General features: G+C 37.3%; 16 protein-coding genes. 5 read left to right on the top strand and 11 right to left on the bottom strand.

Annotated features, from left to right (window positions below; translation table 11 throughout):
* Positions 1-519: 519 nt before the first annotated feature.
* Both AC3WLU_RS19865 and AC3WLU_RS19860 read right to left on the bottom strand, forming a co-directional pair.
* Positions 520-1,989, bottom strand: coding sequence for a helix-turn-helix transcriptional regulator (locus tag AC3WLU_RS19865; protein WP_098866391.1), 1,470 nt, complete (start codon positions 1,987-1,989; stop codon positions 520-522).
* Positions 1,990-2,301: 312 nt separating this feature from the next.
* Positions 2,302-3,618 carry an MFS transporter gene (locus AC3WLU_RS19860; RefSeq protein WP_492597783.1) on the bottom strand — a complete coding sequence of 439 codons (1,317 nt, stop codon included), beginning with the start codon at positions 3,616-3,618 and terminating at the stop codon, positions 2,302-2,304.
* Between the two features lie 443 nt (positions 3,619-4,061).
* Between AC3WLU_RS19860 and AC3WLU_RS19855 the strand changes: the two genes are divergently transcribed.
* The 3 genes from AC3WLU_RS19855 to AC3WLU_RS19845 all read left to right on the top strand — a co-directional run bounded on the left by AC3WLU_RS19855 (position 4,062) and on the right by AC3WLU_RS19845 (position 6,827).
* A complete protein-coding gene (locus AC3WLU_RS19855) occupies positions 4,062-4,667 on the top strand; it encodes a TetR/AcrR family transcriptional regulator (protein WP_098185450.1) in 606 nt (201 codons plus the stop codon).
* 151 nt (positions 4,668-4,818) lie between these two features.
* Positions 4,819-6,261: an FAD-binding protein gene (locus AC3WLU_RS19850; protein ID WP_492597782.1), complete on the top strand. Its 1,443-nt coding sequence runs from the start codon at positions 4,819-4,821 to the stop codon at positions 6,259-6,261.
* Positions 6,258-6,827, top strand: a complete 570-nt coding sequence (locus AC3WLU_RS19845) for an MFS transporter (protein ID WP_202310428.1) — start codon at positions 6,258-6,260, stop codon at positions 6,825-6,827. Before AC3WLU_RS19850 ends, AC3WLU_RS19845 begins: the two co-directional genes overlap by 4 nt.
* A gap of 136 nt (positions 6,828-6,963) precedes the next feature.
* Here the strand turns inward: AC3WLU_RS19845 and AC3WLU_RS19840 are convergent, their stop codons facing one another.
* Together AC3WLU_RS19840 and AC3WLU_RS19835 are read right to left on the bottom strand one after the other, a co-directional pair.
* Positions 6,964-7,857 (bottom strand): DMT family transporter, encoded by an 894-nt coding sequence (locus AC3WLU_RS19840; RefSeq protein WP_057275978.1) that lies wholly within the window; start codon positions 7,855-7,857, stop codon positions 6,964-6,966.
* Positions 7,857-8,813: a DMT family transporter gene (locus tag AC3WLU_RS19835; RefSeq protein WP_430024283.1), complete on the bottom strand. Its 957-nt coding sequence runs from the start codon at positions 8,811-8,813 to the stop codon at positions 7,857-7,859. Before AC3WLU_RS19835 ends, AC3WLU_RS19840 begins: the two co-directional genes overlap by 1 nt.
* 114 nt (positions 8,814-8,927) lie before the next feature.
* Here AC3WLU_RS19835 and AC3WLU_RS19830 point away from each other — a divergent pair, with 114 nt between their 5' ends.
* On the top strand, positions 8,928-10,271 hold the full coding sequence (locus AC3WLU_RS19830; RefSeq protein ID WP_187049259.1) for an aminotransferase-like domain-containing protein: 1,344 nt from the start codon (positions 8,928-8,930) through the stop codon (positions 10,269-10,271).
* A 164-nt stretch (positions 10,272-10,435) separates the two neighbouring features.
* On the opposite strand, the gene AC3WLU_RS19825 is transcribed toward AC3WLU_RS19830, so the two are convergent.
* The 7 genes from AC3WLU_RS19825 to AC3WLU_RS19795 all read right to left on the bottom strand — a co-directional run bounded on the left by AC3WLU_RS19825 (position 10,436) and on the right by AC3WLU_RS19795 (position 17,874).
* Positions 10,436-11,035 (bottom strand): nitroreductase family protein, encoded by a 600-nt coding sequence (locus AC3WLU_RS19825; protein ID WP_106026561.1) that lies wholly within the window; start codon positions 11,033-11,035, stop codon positions 10,436-10,438.
* A gap of 99 nt (positions 11,036-11,134) precedes the next feature.
* Positions 11,135-12,112, bottom strand: coding sequence for a ring-cleaving dioxygenase (locus AC3WLU_RS19820; protein WP_492597781.1), 978 nt, complete (start codon positions 12,110-12,112; stop codon positions 11,135-11,137).
* A gap of 809 nt (positions 12,113-12,921) precedes the next feature.
* Positions 12,922-14,322 (bottom strand): MFS transporter, encoded by a 1,401-nt coding sequence (locus AC3WLU_RS19815; protein WP_063576530.1) that lies wholly within the window; start codon positions 14,320-14,322, stop codon positions 12,922-12,924.
* Between the two features lie 128 nt (positions 14,323-14,450).
* Positions 14,451-14,711 (bottom strand): hypothetical protein, encoded by a 261-nt coding sequence (locus tag AC3WLU_RS19810; protein WP_323598076.1) that lies wholly within the window; start codon positions 14,709-14,711, stop codon positions 14,451-14,453.
* Positions 14,712-14,890: 179 nt separating this feature from the next.
* Positions 14,891-16,606 carry a GMC family oxidoreductase gene (locus tag AC3WLU_RS19805; RefSeq protein ID WP_268937891.1) on the bottom strand — a complete coding sequence of 572 codons (1,716 nt, stop codon included), beginning with the start codon at positions 16,604-16,606 and terminating at the stop codon, positions 14,891-14,893.
* Positions 16,607-16,624: 18 nt separating this feature from the next.
* Entirely contained in the window at positions 16,625-17,389 is a 765-nt protein-coding gene (locus tag AC3WLU_RS19800; protein ID WP_145505904.1) for a gluconate 2-dehydrogenase subunit 3 family protein, read from the bottom strand.
* Positions 17,390-17,655: 266 nt separating this feature from the next.
* A complete protein-coding gene (locus AC3WLU_RS19795) occupies positions 17,656-17,874 on the bottom strand; it encodes a twin-arginine translocase TatA/TatE family subunit (RefSeq protein ID WP_034312681.1) in 219 nt (72 codons plus the stop codon).
* A gap of 553 nt (positions 17,875-18,427) precedes the next feature.
* On the opposite strand from AC3WLU_RS19795, the gene AC3WLU_RS19790 reads away from it, so the two are divergent.
* On the top strand, positions 18,428-18,778 hold the full coding sequence (locus tag AC3WLU_RS19790; protein ID WP_145505907.1) for a c-type cytochrome: 351 nt from the start codon (positions 18,428-18,430) through the stop codon (positions 18,776-18,778).
* Positions 18,779-19,054: the final 276 nt, after the last annotated feature.

Here is a 19,054-nt window from a genome sequence, read left to right as displayed (position 1 = left end):
GAAGATGGCCAATTGGACATGGCGAGGTCCAAAAATGGCCTAACATGTGGGCTCGTAGAGCCGCAACCTCTTAACTTTAGGCGAAAATTCAAAGGGAATTTCAAAAGGGGTGCAGAATTTTTTAATTCCGAACCCCTTTTGTCTACAAACTGAGGACGATTCATTTATTGAATCGCCCTTTTTCAGACTGTAGACAAACTATAACTTTGATTTCCTCTCCAGGCACTCGCTTTCCGCGGGCGGTCCGGGAGCCTCCTCGGCGCCTTTGCGCCTGCGGGGGTCTCCCCTGGACTCGCTTTTCCCGCAGGAGTCTCGAACATCCGCTCCAATCAACTTGTTTTAACAAATAGATATAACCCTTTTGCCTAAAGTCTTCATTGTTTTAATATAGCATTAATAAAACTTGAAGTGATGAGGATGCTTTCTTAACATGATTCTTTTTAATAAGGTCAACTGGAATTTTTTAATCCGAACCCCTTTTGTCTACAAACTGAAAGGACGATTCATTTTATTGAATCGTTATAATCCAGACCGATATGCTGATGGTGTACAACCTTCAAGCAGTTTGAATTTGGCATTGAAATAGGTTTGATGTGAATAGCCGGCCAATTGTGAGATTTCCTCCAATGATAAATCCGTTTCCTTTAATAAACGTTTAGCTTCCCTAATTCGAACTTGGTGCAGCGTATTTCGAAAAGACTCGCCGGATTCGGCCGCAAATCGACGGCTGAGTGTACTTTTATTGATTCGCAGAGTATCTGCACAACTCGCTAGATTCCACTGTGCGTCCCAATAGTTGGACTCGATCAGTTCCCTTGCCTTTTCGCTGATTGTGCGTGCCCCTTCCTGTAATTGTCCATGATCCTGCAGAAGCATATGGGTGGTGAACGCATGCAGCTCTTTCACTATTTGATGGATGACAGGTTTATGTACAATTTGCTGAAATACATCATAGTATATGGCTTCCAGGGAAGCATTCTGCAAGTTGTATGATTTCATATGCCTGCGAATCTGTGCAAGTACGCTTGTAAGGCGGATACGAACGATTTCCGGGTCGGGGTATGGTCGTTCGAAAGTAAGGAATTCACGCTCAATCCAGTTCCTGATGGCCTTCGCATCCCGTCGCTCGAGCATTTCTATCCATAGTCTTTGTTCAAGAGGAGTGAGGAAGGGATCCATCTCTCGAGGGGAAGTCTGTTGACTTTCGGCTAAGATGATATCATATCCATCAAAAAAGATTTGTCTCGTAAATTCACGAGTTTGCTGATACATCCTTTTTAAAGACTCATCTGATGTTGCCGCCTTTATTATGATGGCAAGGGGCTCATCCATTCTTTCTTTCCAATGGGCAAGGAAGGCCTGATACTCTTCCTTATATATCTCCATTTCCTTTGTTTCCTGGACACATAAAATAAAATCCGATAAAGCGAAGATTTGATTCTTCCCAGTAAAAGAATATCGTTGCAGTTCATCATAAACTAATGGAAGGGTCTTGTTATCAGGTGTCAAGAAAGCGACCATGGTTATACGGCTTTCATGCTTCCGATCTGTCAAGAAGAAATCTGGATACCCAATATCCAGAGCATTCTCATCATCCATGGTGTTTGACGAGATATGACCTGGACCATTTCTCAATTGAAAACGTAATTGTTGGATATGTTTTACCAAATCCGCCGAAGAAAAAGGACGGAATAAAACATCTTCAGCACGAAAACGTAAGGCTCGATAAGCCGTTTGAAAGATTCGCTCAGATGAAATCCCTAACCAACGAATTCCCCTCCGCTTTAACGAAACACCCATCGCCTCACTTTCATCCGTCCAAATATCCATATCCAAAATAACGAATTCAGGTTGCTGATTGCGTATGCCCTTTTCAAATTCTTCAATCGTTTTCCATAAAATCAGTCTAACTCCCGTTAGGTGGGACTCCACGATCCAACGAATTCCTTGAGCCTCAATCTCATCTTTTGCCACCAAATGAATTTCCACATCATCACCTCATTTCTGCTGTTATTCCTATAATGAATAAATATGATGTCTGTACATGAAAAGAAAAGGAACCCCTTGTCTTTTCGAAAGCACTTGTATCTCCATTCTAATCCCGCCGAAAACTACAAACAAGTCTTATTGGCCAGAACCTTTGATTTAGATTGAATGATGACATGCTCAACCGGTATTTCCATCCCATATATATGTATTTCCTATATGAAAATAAAAAAAGAAACATCATGGAAACCTTATGATTTCCAATGATGTTTCTTTTTTAGTCACTTTTAATTTTCCATACATTTAGAACCTTTATTATCGATTAATATTGACTTCAACTTCTTTACCTATGTTTTCATCTGAAGCACTTGTCAATTTTAATGATAATAGCGTAATGACTCCCATCATAAGTAATCCCGATAAAATAAACATTCCTTGAGTAAAGGCAACAGTTCCGAGAATCATCGGTCCTACAAAACCGCCTAAAGCCGCAAATGAATTGACTATGGCTATTCCAACTGGGGCGGTGGACTCAGTGAAGAAAAATGTCATATAGGCAAAGAAACATCCACTGAACCCATATAACCCGAAAGATGTAATCGTTAACATAAGCACCATCATAAAAACACTATTTGAAAAGCCGCATCCGATAAATCCGACAACCGCTATCATGAGGCAAACGAGCAAATGTGTTTTATGTTCATTGGTCCGATCTGAATTCCAGCCTACAAACATGACGGCAGGTATACCGACTATCGATGGAATCATCGCTAACCAGCCTATTTCTAAATTAGTTGTTGCGTTTACCGATAAAGATTTTATGATGGTTGGCATCCAGAATGACAATCCATAGATGGATGTGTATCCTGCAAAATAAAAAAGGGCCAACTTCCAGATTTTTGAATCTTTCAGCATATCAAGCTTCGTGACTTTATTTATTTTCGAGCTAACTTTTCTTTCCGCACTCAATTCGCCTTCTAACCAATCACTTTCTTCCCTTGATAACCATTTAGCGTTAGACGGTCTATTAGTTAAATAGAAAACAACAACAATTCCTATAATAATGGCCGGAATGCCTTCAAGAATGAACATCCATCTCCACCCTGCCATACCGAACCAGGAAATATTGTCAAGAATCCATGTCGACACAGGCGCACCAATCAATCCGCCAATCGGTAGGGCCAAAAGCAAAACCGCTGTTGCCCGCCCTCTTTCGCGGGCCCTGAACCAATACGTTAAATACAAAATTATACCAGGGAAAAAACCAGCTTCGGCAACACCTAATAAAAAACGGAGAATATATAAATGCATCGTTGTTTGGGCAAATCCTGTTAATATTACCACAAGCCCCCACGAAATCATTATACGGGCAATCCATATCCGAGCTCCCACTTTATGCATGATCATGTTGCTAGGAACTTCAAAAAAGAAATAGCCGATGAAGAAAATACCAGAAAGCAATCCAAAAACTTCAGCGGATAAGGCTAATTCTGCATTCATTTGTAAAGCGGCATAGCCTAAATTGACCCTGTCCAAGTAAGCGATGATATACAAAAGCAGGATAAATGGAAGAATGCGTTTCATCGTCTTACTGATCGTTCGTTTCTCTATTTCACCACTGGAATGATTCAAGATTATTTCCTCCCTTTTCATGCTACTATTTCCCAAAAAAGTTTACCATACAACTCTTTTCCAGCTTCCCGACACTCTGGTTCATTCCTAGCTCTCAATTTATCCTGAAAACCACCACCCTCCATTTACATATACTGAATCCAACAATATTAAAAAATACAATCCATATACTTAGGGCTAAAGAGGAATAAGCCTTTCTGCAAGACAGTAACCGATTGTATAGAAATCCTTGAAAAACCTCCTATTTAAACTGAATTAACCTTCCCCATACTTGCCCTAAATCCTTGTAAGCGCTTTCCAAATGCGCGAAAACCATTTAGGATAGCGTTGTGATTAATCATGATCTACGTTAGATTAAATAGACCAGCAATCATTTAACTAGACTGTAGTCCGATATTAAACTATATAGGAATATTCTGTCAATTATCATTTGGAGGTTTTTTATGATTGAACCCAGAAAGAAACAACTTAGGGGAGAAAAGACTCGTGAAAAAATTTTACAAATATCTTTAAAGCTATTTAGCGAAAAAGGTTACGAGAAAGTTACCGTTGACGAAATCGTGAAAAAAAGCGGCACATCAAAAGGGTCATTTTACCAACACTTTTCAGCGAAATCGGACATTTTTTTAGTGAGATTCATAGAAGTCGATGATTACTATCGCGAAGTCTTCCGTTCGTTCCCCGTCGATATGGACGCTACCGAGAAATTGTTTATTTTCATTCGCAAATTGATGCGTTTTCTGGAAGTAGAAATGGGCAAAGATTTAATGAAAGTGATTTACAGTTCCGCTTTAGATTCGAAAGAACATACTTACTTTTTAAATTCAAACCGCTCACTCTTCAAAATCATTCGTTCATTAATTGAAGAGGCGAAAGAACAAAACGACATTGGCACTGACCAATCAGTTAACGAAATTTCACAACTTATCATCCAAAGCCTCATGGGAATCATCTATCATTGGGGATTAAACAACTCAGAACAAAGCTTGGAATCACTATCCATACCGCTAACCAAAACAATCATTAATGGGCTGAAAACTAAGAACTAATACATAAATCAAAAGATTCATTTCTAAATATCTGACATTTAATTCAATATTAACCCCAATCTTACTGAATGGTCAGGGAAAATCCATTAATATATAAGGTTCATACATTTTTATTTCAATTAAGTGTCAAACAAAGTAAACGAGGAGTAGAATGCCAAATATCATGAAACGATTTTTATTTATCACTCTATATGCACTATTATTTGGATTATCGCTGCAGGCTTTTAATTTTAAGCTTGACCACCCTATTGCCAAAGATATAAGCCGTCTGATGCCAGTTAAAATGAAAGTGATAAAGGCAGAAGATAGTGAAGAAGAAATCAAAAAGGTCGTTTTGGATGCCGAAAAAAACGATGATCCCATTTCCATTGCAGGAATGCAGCATAGCCAAGGAGGGCAGACATTATATCCAAACGGGATTCTGCTCGATATGAAGAACTATGATAAAATACTTGATTTGGATGTAAAAGAAAAACGCATTACGGTCCAAAGCGGTGCAACCTGGGCTGCTCTTCAGGAATACATCAACCCATATGGACTTGCACTGAAGGTCAGTCAATCTCAAAACATTTTTACCATTGGCGGGTCTTTGAGCGTTAATGTCCATGGTCGGGATATCCGTCATCATGCCTTGATAGAAACCGTGGAATCTTTTAGATTGCTTGACGCAAAAGGACAAATCCTAACAGTGAGCCGCGAAGAAAATTCGGAGCTCTTCCATACGGTTATTGGCGGGTATGGATTGTTTGGGGTCATACTCGATGTAACACTCCACCTTACCGATGACGAACTTTATAACATTAAAACTAAATCACTTCATTATGATCAATATACGTCGTACTTTAAAAGAGAAGTTCTTAAAAATGATGATGTTAAAATGCATCTTGCAAGAATATCTGTTGCTCCTGACTCCTATTTGGATGAAATGTATGTAACGGATTATTATAGGGCAAATGACCAAACAAGGCTATCTGACTACAATACTCTCAAACGGGAAACGATCATTGCCGTGCCTAAATTCTTTCTTGGCCTCTCACGTTTTAATGACTGGGGTAAAAAAAGGTTTTGGGAAACTCAAAAAACCTACACGGCCAATATTGATGGCAACTTGGTTTCGAGGAATAATGTGATGCGGTCGGATTCAGCATTCATGGATTACAGCAACCCCACCAAAACTGAAGTGCTGCAAGAATACTTCGTTCCGATTGATCAATATGCTGATTATATCGATGACTTAAGAAGAACCTTATCTGGTGAGAAAGATTTTAATTTATTAAATATCACAATTCGTTATGTGGAACATAATGATGAATCACTCATGTCCTATTCCAAGGATGATATGTTCGCTTTAGTGATGCTCATCAATCAAGGGACAGATGACGAAAGCAAGGATAATACAGGAAGGGTCATCCGTAACATGATCGATGTGACGCTTGACCATAACGGCAGCTACTACCTGCCCTATTATGGGTACCCAACCAAGACACAATTATTTGAAGCGTATCCGCGGACTGAGGAATTCTTTCGATTAAAGAAGAAATATGATCCTGATAATCGCTTCATGAATATTTTCTATGAGGAGTATCATCCATGAATTATAAACGTTTTGTTTTTTACCAAGGCACTGTTGGAATGGCTGCCAGCATGATTTTCCCCTTTTATATTTTGCTAATCAAAAATGTGGGCACCAGTTATTCGCAATTCGGGTGGGCATATGGAATATTCTCATTGACTGCAGCGCTTAGCTATCCTTTAATCGGAAAATTCACTGACAAAACAGGTGACAAAGCCTTTCTCCTTATCTATTCATGGGGGATGGCACTTATCCTGCTTGCCTTTCCTCTCGCATATGAAATTTGGCATGTCTATCTCCTGCAAATCATTATGGGAGTACTTGGGGCAGTACAAAGAAACACTGAAAAAACGGTACTGGCAAGATATGTAACGAAGAAAACCGCGGGTGCGGAAATCGGGAACTACCATGTTTGGACATCCGTCGGTGCTGCAGCTGCGGTGATTGCAACCGGATATTTAGTCGACTTTTTAACGATCGGCAGCATCTTTTACATAGCCTCCCTTATGTTTGCCTGGAGTGGATTTATTATAATGAAGATGGAGAAAAATACATCACAATCTAATGCAGAAAAACTAAAAATATAAGCATTTATTACTGGTTATAGCCAATAAATCAGTACCCCTTTTAAAAGAAAAGCATCTGCATTAACCTCAGCAGATGCTTCTTTTACCATATATTCATTTGCTGATCAAAAAACTAAAAATGATCTTACAAAAAATATTAAACCTGCTGCCCATTTTTCAATTTGATAATTATTTTTTCGTCTAAAAAAACTAATGACATCATTATTATAGCCATTCCAATCAATTGATGAATGGACAACGCTTCATGTAAAAAGAAAAACCCTAAAATCATTCCGATGACTGGCACTATATAATTACTATATGAAGTAAATAATGCGCCTTCTTGCCGAATCAGCCTATTAAATAATGCATAAACAACACCTGCATGGAAAATGCCTAAAATCGCTAAGTAGATGGATTGAGATCGTGCTATATCCAATTTGAAAGATTGCTCAAACAAAAGGGACATGGGTATGAGCAATGCACTGGCAATCAGTAATACATTTCTCATATGAATGACGGAAGAACCCTCGTTTAATTTCTCCATGAAAATCAATGATAATCCAAAACTCATAGCAGCCAATATCATGAGGATGTTCCCCTGAATACTGTTAGAAAGGTCTTGGATTCCTTGTGTCGGCCAGGAAAGGAAGACAATACCTGCAAATCCGAATAAGATACTTGTAATCTGCGGCCTTGTGCTTTTTCTTTTGAAAAATGCTAGTAAAAAGAGGATGGTAAAGATGGGAACCATTCCAATCAGCACCGCTGCGATGCTGCTAGGCACCGATTTCTGGCCTTGTGCAATAAAAACGAATGGGAGTACAACCTCGAAAAAAGCAATGATAATATACCATTTATAATAACCCCTGGGTACTTTTCGCTCTTCTTTTGATAAAAACAAACCAAAGAAGAGTAAACAGATACCCCCGATGCATGCTTTGATGGCTGATAATGTAATAACCCCAACATTTTCTATGACTAATGCAATAAAGAAAAATTGAGATCCCCATATACCACTAATCAAGAGTAACAATACATATTTATTCATTACTTTACCTCCCTTTTTGGCAATAGGTCGGCAAAAGTCTTACTATTATGCTTGGATTGAATTCCACCAAAATAATTCGTGCCGATTACCCCAGCAAGAATGATCATTGCACCTATTACATGATAATAATGAATCGATTCATGTAAGAAAATCACCCCTGCCATTATCGTAATCAATGTCGCTAAATTACTAAAAACGCTCATTTTAGATGCTGGTAATATAGATAATGTATAGTTTGATAAAAAAGCAGTAAGCAAAGACGATAATACCCCAAGATATACGATTGAAATGAGGAATGCACTACTTGTGAAGGGTAATAAAAAGCTGCTGATGGAATGGTTAATTATATGGTTAATGACGGCCATACTATTAAAAGTCACAAAACCAAAGAAAGTCATCACATACGTTAACGTAAATAGTGAATATTGCTTTGTTACCTTCCTCGCTATCACATTATAAAGAGCGGCGGCAATCGAGGATAATAAGATCAGGATCGTTCCTTTCCAACTGTGAGCCGCATGTTGCAAGTCATTCATGACAAAGATAAAGATAACCCCCGTAACAGATAAATAAAGAAAAAATTTCTGAGCTCTACCTGCGTATTCTTTCAAAAATAATGAAGCTGATAATAACGTAAAAATTGGTATGGTCGCTTGGATAATACCCGCTTCTGAAGATGAGGTATAAATGAGACCAAACACTTGAAAAATAAAGAATAAAATTGGATAAAGGAACACCAACGGAAGAATTTTCACAGAATCCTTTGCACTCATTTTCACTGATGTCCTCCTTAATAGCTTAATGATTATGGCGATCAAGAAAGCCATCGTAAATCGATGTGCCAATGTATCTAGCGGACTAGCTTCCATTAATGATATTTTTGTAAAGAAAAATGAAAATCCAATAATAATGGCATAAAGTATCGCCGCAAGATAGGCTTTTTTATTTTCTGGCATATTGAGTAATCCTCCTTTTCAACACCCGGCCGGTTGTTAGTATCGTATTAAAAGTTCCACTACGATACAATACAAATATGAAGCATCTGTAACGGTACAGTTTAGGAGGTAATCATGCTAAAATACGTAGCTTTGTTTAATGAATTTGAATCTCTCATCCAGAATGGACGGCTCAAAGCGGGCTTTAAACTCCCATCTATCCGTCAATTAAGCGATCAACATCAATGTAGTAAAAGTACAGTCTTGAAAGCCCTGCAAGAATTGGAAAAGAGGCATTTAATCTACGCCGTTCCTAAAAGCGGATATTATGTCGTACAAAAAGAATTTGATGGTAAAAGCGAACCCACAACGGAAATCGACTTTGTTACCTCCGCTCCCGCTTGGCATCAATTTCCGTATCATGACTTTCAACATTGCATTAACAAAGCCATCGATACCTATCAGCAAGAATTGTTTATCTATGGCACTCCAAAAGGACTGCCCTCTTTAATTAAAGTGATACAAAAACAATTAGAGCAGTATCAGGTCTTCGCAAAAGAAGAACAGATTTTCATTACTTCTGGCGTGCAGCAAGCACTTTCCTTATTAACGTTAATCCCCTTTCCAAATGAACGTACTCATATACTTGTTGAGCAGCCTAGTTATCATCTATTTGTGGAGCAATTGAAAGCGTACAAGATTTCCGTGCTAGGAATCGAACGAACAGCAGAAGGTATTGATTTAGGGGAGTTAGAACGGATTTTTAGTGATCAGGAAATCAAATTCTTTTATACGATGCCTCGTTTTCATAATCCGTTAGGGACTTCTTATTCTAAAATGGAAAGAGTGGAGATACTAAAACTTGCAGTAAAGTATGGAGTCTATATTGTAGAAGATGATTATTTAGCAGATTTCGAAGAAAATATGAAGGTAGACCCTATTTTTTCCGAGGATACCGATAACATGGTCATTTATTTAAAAAGCTTCTCAAAAATAATGTTTCCAGGATTACGCATAGGTGTTGCCGTATTGCCTAAACCATTAACGGAGAGCTTCCAACTATATAAAAGAACGTCTGATATTGATAGTTCCATGATTTCACAAGCAGCATTGGAAATCTACATAAAAAGCGGTATGTTTAAACACCATAGAAACCAAGTGCGCCTTTCCTATTCATTGCGTGCAAACTTGCTATATGATGCTCTAGAAAAGCACTCTGCTTCAGACTTTTATCGCCCAGCATCTATATGTATGAACGCTCATATCGTACTGCCTCATCGTTTAAATAGTACTTACCTCATCAATAACTTACAGAATCAACAAGTACTGGTAGAGACGATGGGTCAAAATTATATAGATGGCTTTCACCAGGAAAAAATATTAAAACTAAACGTGTCCAATACAAATATACAAAAACTTGAGCAAGGAATTGCTCTTATTTTCAATGAATTGAATAAAAAGGAGAATTATTACTTATAAAACTTTTACATTAGGTAAAGTCACTTTCCACACACGGCAATAAACAAAAAATAGTGAAAATATTTTTTCTTATTGTAAAACTGAAAAAATATGGGCAAATGAGCTCAAACAAAAAAGAGCCAATTAGAATTGGCTCTCAACAAAGTTTCTCTTATCGGTCCTCTTTATTTATAAAATTTGATACGATCCTCAAGTGGTTTGAATTCTTTATCACCCGGTTGAGCTGTTGGATTACCAAATGGCATTTGCGCAATCAATTTCCAATCGCTTGGAACATTCCATTCTTTTTTCACTTCATCATCAATTAGAGGATTATAATGCTGTAAAGTTGCTCCCAATCCTTCTGCTTCAAGTGCCGTCCAAACAACTAATTGATGCATGCCTGATGTTTGTTGTGACCAGATTGGGAAGTTATCGGCATACGTTGCAAATTGTTCTTGAAGTGATTTCACTACAGATTCATCTTCAAAGAATAATATTGACCCATATCCCGCTTTGAAGGAATCCATTTTTTGTTGAGTGCCAGAGAAATCCCCCTCACCAACCGCTTTCCTTAAAGCCTGCGTCGTGATATCCCATAATTTATCATGTGCCGATCCTGTTAAAACAACAAGGCGGGAGGATTGGGAATTAAAAGCCGATGGCGTGTGTTTTACCGCAAATTCAACTATTTCTTTAATTTTCTCATCCGATACTTGGACTTCTTTATTGATTCCATAATACGAACGTCTTTCTTTAATGGCCGTGTAAAAATCTTTTGTCATGATTCATTCCTCCAGAATATTTTTTCTATTTCAAATGATTATTCCATTTTTTATTTCTACCTATTTTAGTATGGGCATAAACCAATATATCATTCGCAATTATTCTTTAATGAATTCCTTGGTGCTTCTTACTGTATCAATGGGACGGACCAACTTTTCGATTTGATCCCTTTTCGGTTCCAAGAACGGTGGTAAAGATAACTTTTCCCCAAGCGTTTCATACGGCTCATCCCCCATAAATCCAGGACCATCCGTGGCAAACTCGAATAAAATTTGCGGTGCCACTCGTACGTAAAGCGACTCAAAAAAGTGACGATCGACATAACCGGACGTATGAAATTGGAAGCTTTCCATTCGTTTGATCCATTCTTCCAGAACGGAACGGTCTTCAACACGGAAGGCTGTATGGTGAACAGTCCCAAAACCCTGCCGTGCCTGAGGAAGGGTCGAATTATGCTCGACGATCACTTGTGCACCATTCCCCCCTTCCCCAACTTCAAATAGGTGAAAAGATCCTTCCTTGTCTATTTCTTTGAATAATAGGACTTTTTCCATCATTTCTTTAAAGTAATCAAAGTTGGCGATACGAATGAAAATTGGTCCTAATCCTGTAATAGCGTGTTCCAGAGGAATCGGTCCTTTTTGCCAAGCAATCCCAGCTGCAACCCCTTCATTATTTTCGTCTGAGATCAATTGATATTGCTGATCATCAAAATCCACAAATGAAATGATCTTTTTGCCAAATTGTTCTTGGATTCCTGTATTACTTACTTCTAAACGGTCGAAGCGATTAACCCAATACTCCAATGCCGCATCATTCGGTACACGGAAGGATGTTTTGGAAATCTCATTAGTCCCATGCTCCCCTTTGGGAATTCCAGGAAAATCGAAGAATGTCATGTCAGTACCCGCACCGCCAACATCGTCGGCAAAAAACAGGTGATAGGTTTGGATATCATCTTGGTTAACAGTTTTCTTGACTAAACGCATGCCCAATATATTTGTGAAAAATTCATAATTTTTTTCAGCACTACTTGTTATGGCCGTTACGTGGTGTATACCTTTTAAACCATTCATACATTATTCCTCCCATTAAAACGATTCAATTTTTGGATATTTAACGTTTTCCTTAATCCCCTATATTTTCCCTTCAAAAAGAGTGGCTATTCATTATAGGGGTTTGATTAGGTATTTCTTATTATCTTGAATTAATATATCTTTATTTAAAGATAATTTATCATGAATACCATTCACTGTCAACAACATTGTCTCAAATTAATATATCTCAATGTCGAAATAATTACAGGACAAAAAAATACAGTCAACTTTCCTTAAAATATAGACCGTTCTGTATATGGGTTACTGTCTAAAGCTATAACTAGCGGCAATGACAGTATTTTGTATATCTATTATTTCTAGTTCCGTACCAATAAGCTTAAGGTATAGAACCGTTGTTTTATGGCATCATTCCCTAATTTTCGTAATATCCTTTTGAATTCACATCTTTTCATTAATTAAGGGTTTATCGAGTATACATCTCGTAAATCTGTTCTTCCTTTAAATGATCAAAGCGAACCTCTCGTAAACATTCCTTTTGATCCATCATCAAAAGCATAATAGGAGCTGTTAAAATCCCGCTACCTCTTCTACCTTATTTGCATCAATGTGCCCCAGATGGATAAATGGGTAATTGTCCAGCAGTTCCCTAAGAGAAAAGGGAACTGCTTCGTAACCCATTTCTTTAATAACTCTATCGCTTTCCTTTAATTCTTCTTTCTATTTTTAAACAACTTTATTATTCGTGAGTACCACAAAACCCGAAATACAGACGCTCATATTTGAGTGCCTGTATTTCGAGTAGTCCTCCCATTGGATGTGTGCTTTTATTATTTTTCTCTTTGTTCCGTTTTCCACCATAGGGAATCTTTTGGATTTTCAACTGCTTCTTGAAATTCAGATTTTGAAGCAACTGTTGGGTAAGATCCTTTTAGCGATTTTCCTGAAGTACTATTGAACAAGAATAATATCACTAAAAACCCGATAATATTCACGGCTGTTAGATAAAAACCAGGTGCTAAGTTATTCCCCGTTTGGTGAACTAACCATGTGGAAACTAAAGGGGTAGTTCCACCAAATATTGAAACCGAGACATTAAAGGTCACTGATAATGTTCGATATCGAATATCAGTATAGAACATGGTTGGTAACGATCCAGGCATTGTGCCTTCATAAATTGAAAGCAGAACACCTAGAATTAGAACACCTAACGAAATAAATACTAAAGCATTCAGGTTTATTAAATAAAAAGCAAGGGCAGACAATAGGCTTAAACCGCCTAAACCGATTAAGAAAACAGTCTTATTTCCAATTTTATCACTGAGCTTTCCAAATATTAAAGTAAGAGGCACCATGATAATCATTAGAATCGTAATTAATAGGGTTCCTACTGTACTGGATAATCCAATAATCTCATCTAAATAAGAAGGCATGTATGATAATAGCATATAGCTTGTAATATTAAAGAATGCAACAGCTACAAAACATACAAGAATATCCTTTTTGTGATTTTTGAAAATGGATAGAAAGCTTTCATCTTGGCCTTCATCATCAGAAAGTTCATTTTCAAAAATCGGTGATTCTTCTAAACTTTTTCTTAGGTACAATCCAATTAGCCCTAAAGGTAAGCCGAGTAGGAACGGTATTCTCCAACCCCATGAGGCCATCTGTTGATCGGAAAGAGTGATAAAGAGTGTACTGGCAAGTAATGAAGCTAATATATAACCAATTAGCGTACCAATTTCTAATCCACTTCCAAGCATATTGCGTTTATTGTCTGGAGAAGATTCTGCAATATAGACCATTGCACCAGCGTATTCGCCACCTGTTGAAAAACCCTGAATAATTCTAGCTATTAATAAGAGTATAGGTGCCCATATACCGATTTGATCATATGTAGGTAATAAACCGATTAGTAATGTTGAAAAAGCCATCAAAATAATCGTGGTTGTTAAAACGACTTTTCTTCCTAATTTATCACCGATTTTACCAAATATGATACCCCCTACTGGGCGCATTAAAAAGGCAATCGCAAACGTTGCAAAGGTGAATACTAATTTTAGCTCATCATTCTCAACAGCACTAAAAAAATTTTGACTAATGATAACAGCCAAATAGGAATATAAGCCAAAATCAAACCACTCCATAGCATTTCCTACCCCTGTAGCAAACACGCTTTTCTTCGCTTTTTGAATATCTACAACGTTGATTTTTTTCTTGTTAAATTTCATTTATCATGTCAACTCCATGGAATACATTTATGCAAGAATGAGAAGTAAAGTCAAACTGGAGGATAATCGGATTTTGGGCGTTTTTCCAATGGTATCCCAAATAAAATATTGTCTTCTTATTAGAGGTTCTATAAATCGCCTCTCGTTTTATTAAATTCAAGGTTATTGCCTTTTTCCATTTGTTTATCTGTTTGATCAGGGTTTTCATCGTGCTTGAATGATCGATTATCATCATCATTATTATTTGGATTCGTGTCCGTGTCATTTCGAACAGGACGATAATCTACTTCCTCTTGATCATTAAAGTCGTTATTGCCGGCGTTACATGCTGACAGAAAACTTACCGAAAGTAATGCGGATAAAATAGTGATTTTCCATTTGCCTTTCATTTTATAAACCCCCTTATCTTAAGTTTTTGGTATTAAGTTTAATATGTACCTTAAACGATACCCTTAGTCTTAAATGGAGCCCATGCATGTTTGTTTTTTTAGCATCCTAAAATTAAAAAACTGCCCCCAATTATTGTGGGAACAGGTCATGTTATTTTTAGGTCAAAGGAAAAGCTGTCTTATACGAGGGAACCACCTTTTTTAAGGTACTTTACAATCCCTTCTGCTGCTCTATATGAAAAGGCACCTAAAGTACCAGTTGGGTTGAACGAACTGTTATGAGGAAATGCTGAAGAACCCGCAACAAATACATTTTCAGCGTCCCACATTTGCAGGTAAGTGTTAACTGCTGAATTTTTTGGATCAGCCCCCATGATGACGCCGCCTGTGTTATGCGTATTCGTATCTGTGTTTACGTTAAAATCTGCTTGTTCAGCAACCGTATCAATATGATCAGGACCCATTTTTTTAGCAATCGATCTTGTTACTTTCGCCATGTATTTTACTAACTCACGGTCTTGGGCAGTATAATCATATGTCATCCGTAATAAAGGCATACCGTATACATCTTTATAAGTAGGATCCAGATCAAGGTAGTTTTGTATGTGTGGCATACTTGCACCCTGTGATTTGACTTGCAGGATGCTATTGGCATATTTGATTGATTGCTTTTTAAATTCCGCACCCCATGAAGGTGTTCCGATTGGTGAGTTATTATTAGCTATAGGTCTATTCCCATACTGGGTTGTACGAATTCCTGCTCCGTGAAGGAAGTTTACATCCGAATGGTCAAAATTATCACCTGTAAATTCTGCAATCTCAATGCCTAATGCACCTGCACCTCCATATATATTGAACTCACGGTCATTATAATAAAGGCTTGAATATCCTGAACTCACTTGGTAACAATAGTTTTTACCAATTACACCATTTCTGGTTTTTGGATCATAGGGTACTCCAAGATTTGAATTAAGTAAAAGTCTAACATTATTAAATACATAACTCGCTAAGACCACTACTTCTGCCGGTTGTTCGAATTCTTCACCCGTGAAGGTGTCTACATAAATAACACCTGTCGCTTTCGTACCATCATTTAAAATACGGGTGACGTTTGAGTATGTCCGCAGGTCAAGGTTACCAGTTTTTTTGGCAACAGGAATGACCGTAACAACTGGATCTGCTTTTGCACCATACTCACAACCGAAGTTTTCACAAAATGCACAATATTGACAGGCTGAACGTGAAATACCATCAGGGTTTTCGTAATTCTCTGATAGATTTGCAGATGGGATCATATATGGTTTGTAGCCAAGCTTCTTCGCTGCTTGTTCGAATTCCGCTAATACAGGTGTTTTTATCATCGGTCCTGTTGGATAAGGATTGGAGCGTTTTCCATATAACTTAACCGTTTCACCAGATATTCCTGCCATTTTTTCAAAAGTATCATAATATGGTTCGATTTGGTCATATGTAATGCCCCAGTCTTGAATCGGATAGTCTGATTTAATTTTATTTTTACCATACCTTTTTTCAGTTAGTGATTTAATTTCAAAATCATAAGGAAGAAAACGGTAGGTCTGTCCATTCCAGTGACTACCAGCTCCTCCAAGACCTTCACCTACGATAAAAGTTCCATAATTACGCATAGGGAGTGCTCTCATTTTTTGGTTATTACGATGAGTAATAGTTTCTTTTGATAAATCTTGCATTAACTCTTCACGATGTTGGAAACGCAGTTCGTCATGCACCATTAAATAGTCACTCATATCCCGTTCTTTCCCGCGCTCTAGTCCAACGACTTTGATTCCTGCTTTTGTTAATTCCGAGGCAATAATACCTCCAGCCCAGCCCATCCCGACAACAACGACGGGTACCTTAGGTAGTTTTTTTGCCATGTTTTTCATCCCTTTCTATCATGAATGTTTCATATGACTTTGAAGGCTATTTGGATCTAGCTTTAAAAATTCTTTACTTTGGATTTCTTTTGTATAACTCATTCGAGAACCAGGATACTTTCGCATCTGCCAGCCTAGCATTTCCTTATTTCCTCCGTACAATGGATCTGCATAAACACCTTCAATGGTCAAAGTTCTTAACAATTGGAAAAATGCCGAAGAAGATGCACCAGAAAGCGAACTTGCTTTACCTTTCTCGAACGCAGCTAACACTTCATCCTGTTCATTAGCCTCTAATTCTGTAAATTTCTTTTTATAGTTTTTGTTGCTATATGAATTCAATTCTTTTAAGCCTAGCCGGAACAAATCTTTTCGGTAAAGTTTATTCTGTTCACCTTGTGTTGGCTCTGGCTTATAATAGGGTCCAAGTTTATAATCCTTTTCATTTACGCCCCACCCACTGTTGAGTTGATGGTCAATATAAATCGCCGCATTTAATTCCATAGCACCTGGTCCAAGATCGTCCTTTGGGAAAATACGTTCTGCAGCTGCCGCTGTCGTCTGATATTCTTCTGGATAAAAAAACATTAGGGCTTCATTCGGATTATTAGCTTGAGTTTGACTCTTCTGTTCTGTTTTCACACCACTTTCCGAATTTCTATCAAACATGCTTCCAACTGCTCCACCTAAAATAAGCCCTCCAACAGCTAAACCGGAATTCTTTAAAAAGGTACGTCTCGTACTACCTTGTTTTTCGATTTGACTTTTCTCTTTGTCCGACAAAAAAAAACCTCCTATTTCATAATCAAGGTGTGAATTTTCTTATCACATTGATGCATCGCTTACTACCTTTTTCTTATAAGTAATCTTGGATATGGTGACACTTAATTTAATTGGTAAAACTACCAGAAAAAAATAGGATACACTCCACGTATTAATCATTCGTTGCCGAAGTTCATCAAGATGTTCAATGAGATGTGAATCTTTGTTTTCCAAGGTGGCCGCCTCCAGTTATATGAAAAATGCCCACCTGCATTCCACTATGGACTCTACTGTTTATCCAGCATCTTCTTTTCAGCAGTCGATAACTCATGTTTTTTCTCTTCCTGTTTATCTTCATCAGAAATTAATCCATTTGTTGCACCCTTGAATTCCGTTAATGTCCGTCCAAATGCCCGACCAATTTCAGGTAGTTTTTTCGGACCGAAAATTACAAGCGCAATGATAAGAATTACGACCAAGCCTGGAATCCCAATATTCTGAAACATCACGTCAATCCTCCATAAAAAACATCAGTTACATTTACTAAAAACCGTTTGTAACCTTTACAGTAAACGTTATTATTCACACTAAAGGATGTTTAAGCGCCTTTTTTATTCCTTTTACATATATTCACAAAACAGCTCAATTTTATACCTAGCTTATATTTAGACATGCCTGTTTTGTTTACAGTTTCAATATTCAAATTCCTCATCTTTCTAAATAGTTCATATGAGTTTTTCAGTAATTCGACTATATGTATAAACTTTTATTAAATAACCTTGCAGAAAGTTGGAAATGTTATAAAGGAATTTTTGGTACCCGAGGTTAGAGTAAAAGAATCTTACCTTTTATTAAAAATGTATTCATGCAAAAATAAACTTTAGGGAAAGATATAAATTAATAATAATGCTTAAATACTTTGGAAGAGTAAAATAAGACCTTAGAGGTTTATGTATTTTCCACGGATTCGATTATTATGCAGGAGATATATTAGAAACGTTCTTTGTTCTTTTATCAAAAAGATTTTCACTCCACGCTACATTAAATACGGAGGTATTTATGAAAAAAATTTGGTTTACTTCTGGAGCCAGTATCGTTCTTGCTGGATGTTTAATATTTTTACTGTTTTTTTACAGAGGCCATCAACCCTCACCCTCCCCAAATTCAAATGGGGGAACACAGGATACTTCAGCTGGTAATCCTGAAGAAATTGTGAGTAATAGTTGTATATCTTGTCACGGGGAAAATTTACAAGGAGGAGCTGGTCCAGCTTTAAATAAAATTGGTGCAAAATATTCACAAAATGATATAGAGGATATTATTAATAATGGTAAAAATGGAATGCCAGCAGGCGTTATTTCAAATGAAGAAGCTGCAATCGTGGCGGAGTGGTTATCACAGAAAAAGTGAAGAGGCAATTTTTCAACTATATCGATGGCCTTAATTAAACGTAAAATAAAACAGCCAAATCCAATCAAAATGGATCAGGCTGTTTTGTAATTTTCAGGAATAAATATATTTAAAAAAATGAGGACCAATTCAAAACAATAGACCAAACAGCAGTGTTCAATAATAAGCCTGTAATAAAAAGAGACCATTGGTTTTTCTTTTGTTCCCAACAGGATATCATGAGGGCAAGACCAATTGAAACACCAATAAAGGAAAGCCATGGAAATGAATCAGTGA

It is taken from the genome of Peribacillus sp. FW305-BF15, assembly GCF_058783805.1.
Note: the sequence above shows the minus strand (reverse complement) of the source record. Positions and strands in the feature narration are given on the sequence as shown.

Coding starts and splice junctions, on each gene's coding strand:
- AC3WLU_RS19850 (WP_492597782.1), top strand. CDS start 4,819: ATGCCAAATATCATGAAACGATTTTTATTTATCACTCTATATGCACTA.
- AC3WLU_RS19825 (WP_106026561.1), bottom strand. CDS start 11,035: ATGACAAAAGATTTTTACACGGCCATTAAAGAAAGACGTTCGTATTAT.
- AC3WLU_RS19855 (WP_098185450.1), top strand. CDS start 4,062: ATGATTGAACCCAGAAAGAAACAACTTAGGGGAGAAAAGACTCGTGAA.
- AC3WLU_RS19820 (WP_492597781.1), bottom strand. CDS start 12,112: ATGAATGGTTTAAAAGGTATACACCACGTAACGGCCATAACAAGTAGT.
- AC3WLU_RS19805 (WP_268937891.1), bottom strand. CDS start 16,606: ATGGCAAAAAAACTACCTAAGGTACCCGTCGTTGTTGTCGGGATGGGC.
- AC3WLU_RS19815 (WP_063576530.1), bottom strand. CDS start 14,322: ATGAAATTTAACAAGAAAAAAATCAACGTTGTAGATATTCAAAAAGCG.
- AC3WLU_RS19810 (WP_323598076.1), bottom strand. CDS start 14,711: ATGAAAGGCAAATGGAAAATCACTATTTTATCCGCATTACTTTCGGTA.
- AC3WLU_RS19840 (WP_057275978.1), bottom strand. CDS start 7,857: ATGAATAAATATGTATTGTTACTCTTGATTAGTGGTATATGGGGATCT.
- AC3WLU_RS19795 (WP_034312681.1), bottom strand. CDS start 17,874: ATGTTTCAGAATATTGGGATTCCAGGCTTGGTCGTAATTCTTATCATT.
- AC3WLU_RS19835 (WP_430024283.1), bottom strand. CDS start 8,813: ATGCCAGAAAATAAAAAAGCCTATCTTGCGGCGATACTTTATGCCATT.
- AC3WLU_RS19790 (WP_145505907.1), top strand. CDS start 18,428: ATGAAAAAAATTTGGTTTACTTCTGGAGCCAGTATCGTTCTTGCTGGA.
- AC3WLU_RS19845 (WP_202310428.1), top strand. CDS start 6,258: ATGAATTATAAACGTTTTGTTTTTTACCAAGGCACTGTTGGAATGGCT.
- AC3WLU_RS19830 (WP_187049259.1), top strand. CDS start 8,928: ATGCTAAAATACGTAGCTTTGTTTAATGAATTTGAATCTCTCATCCAG.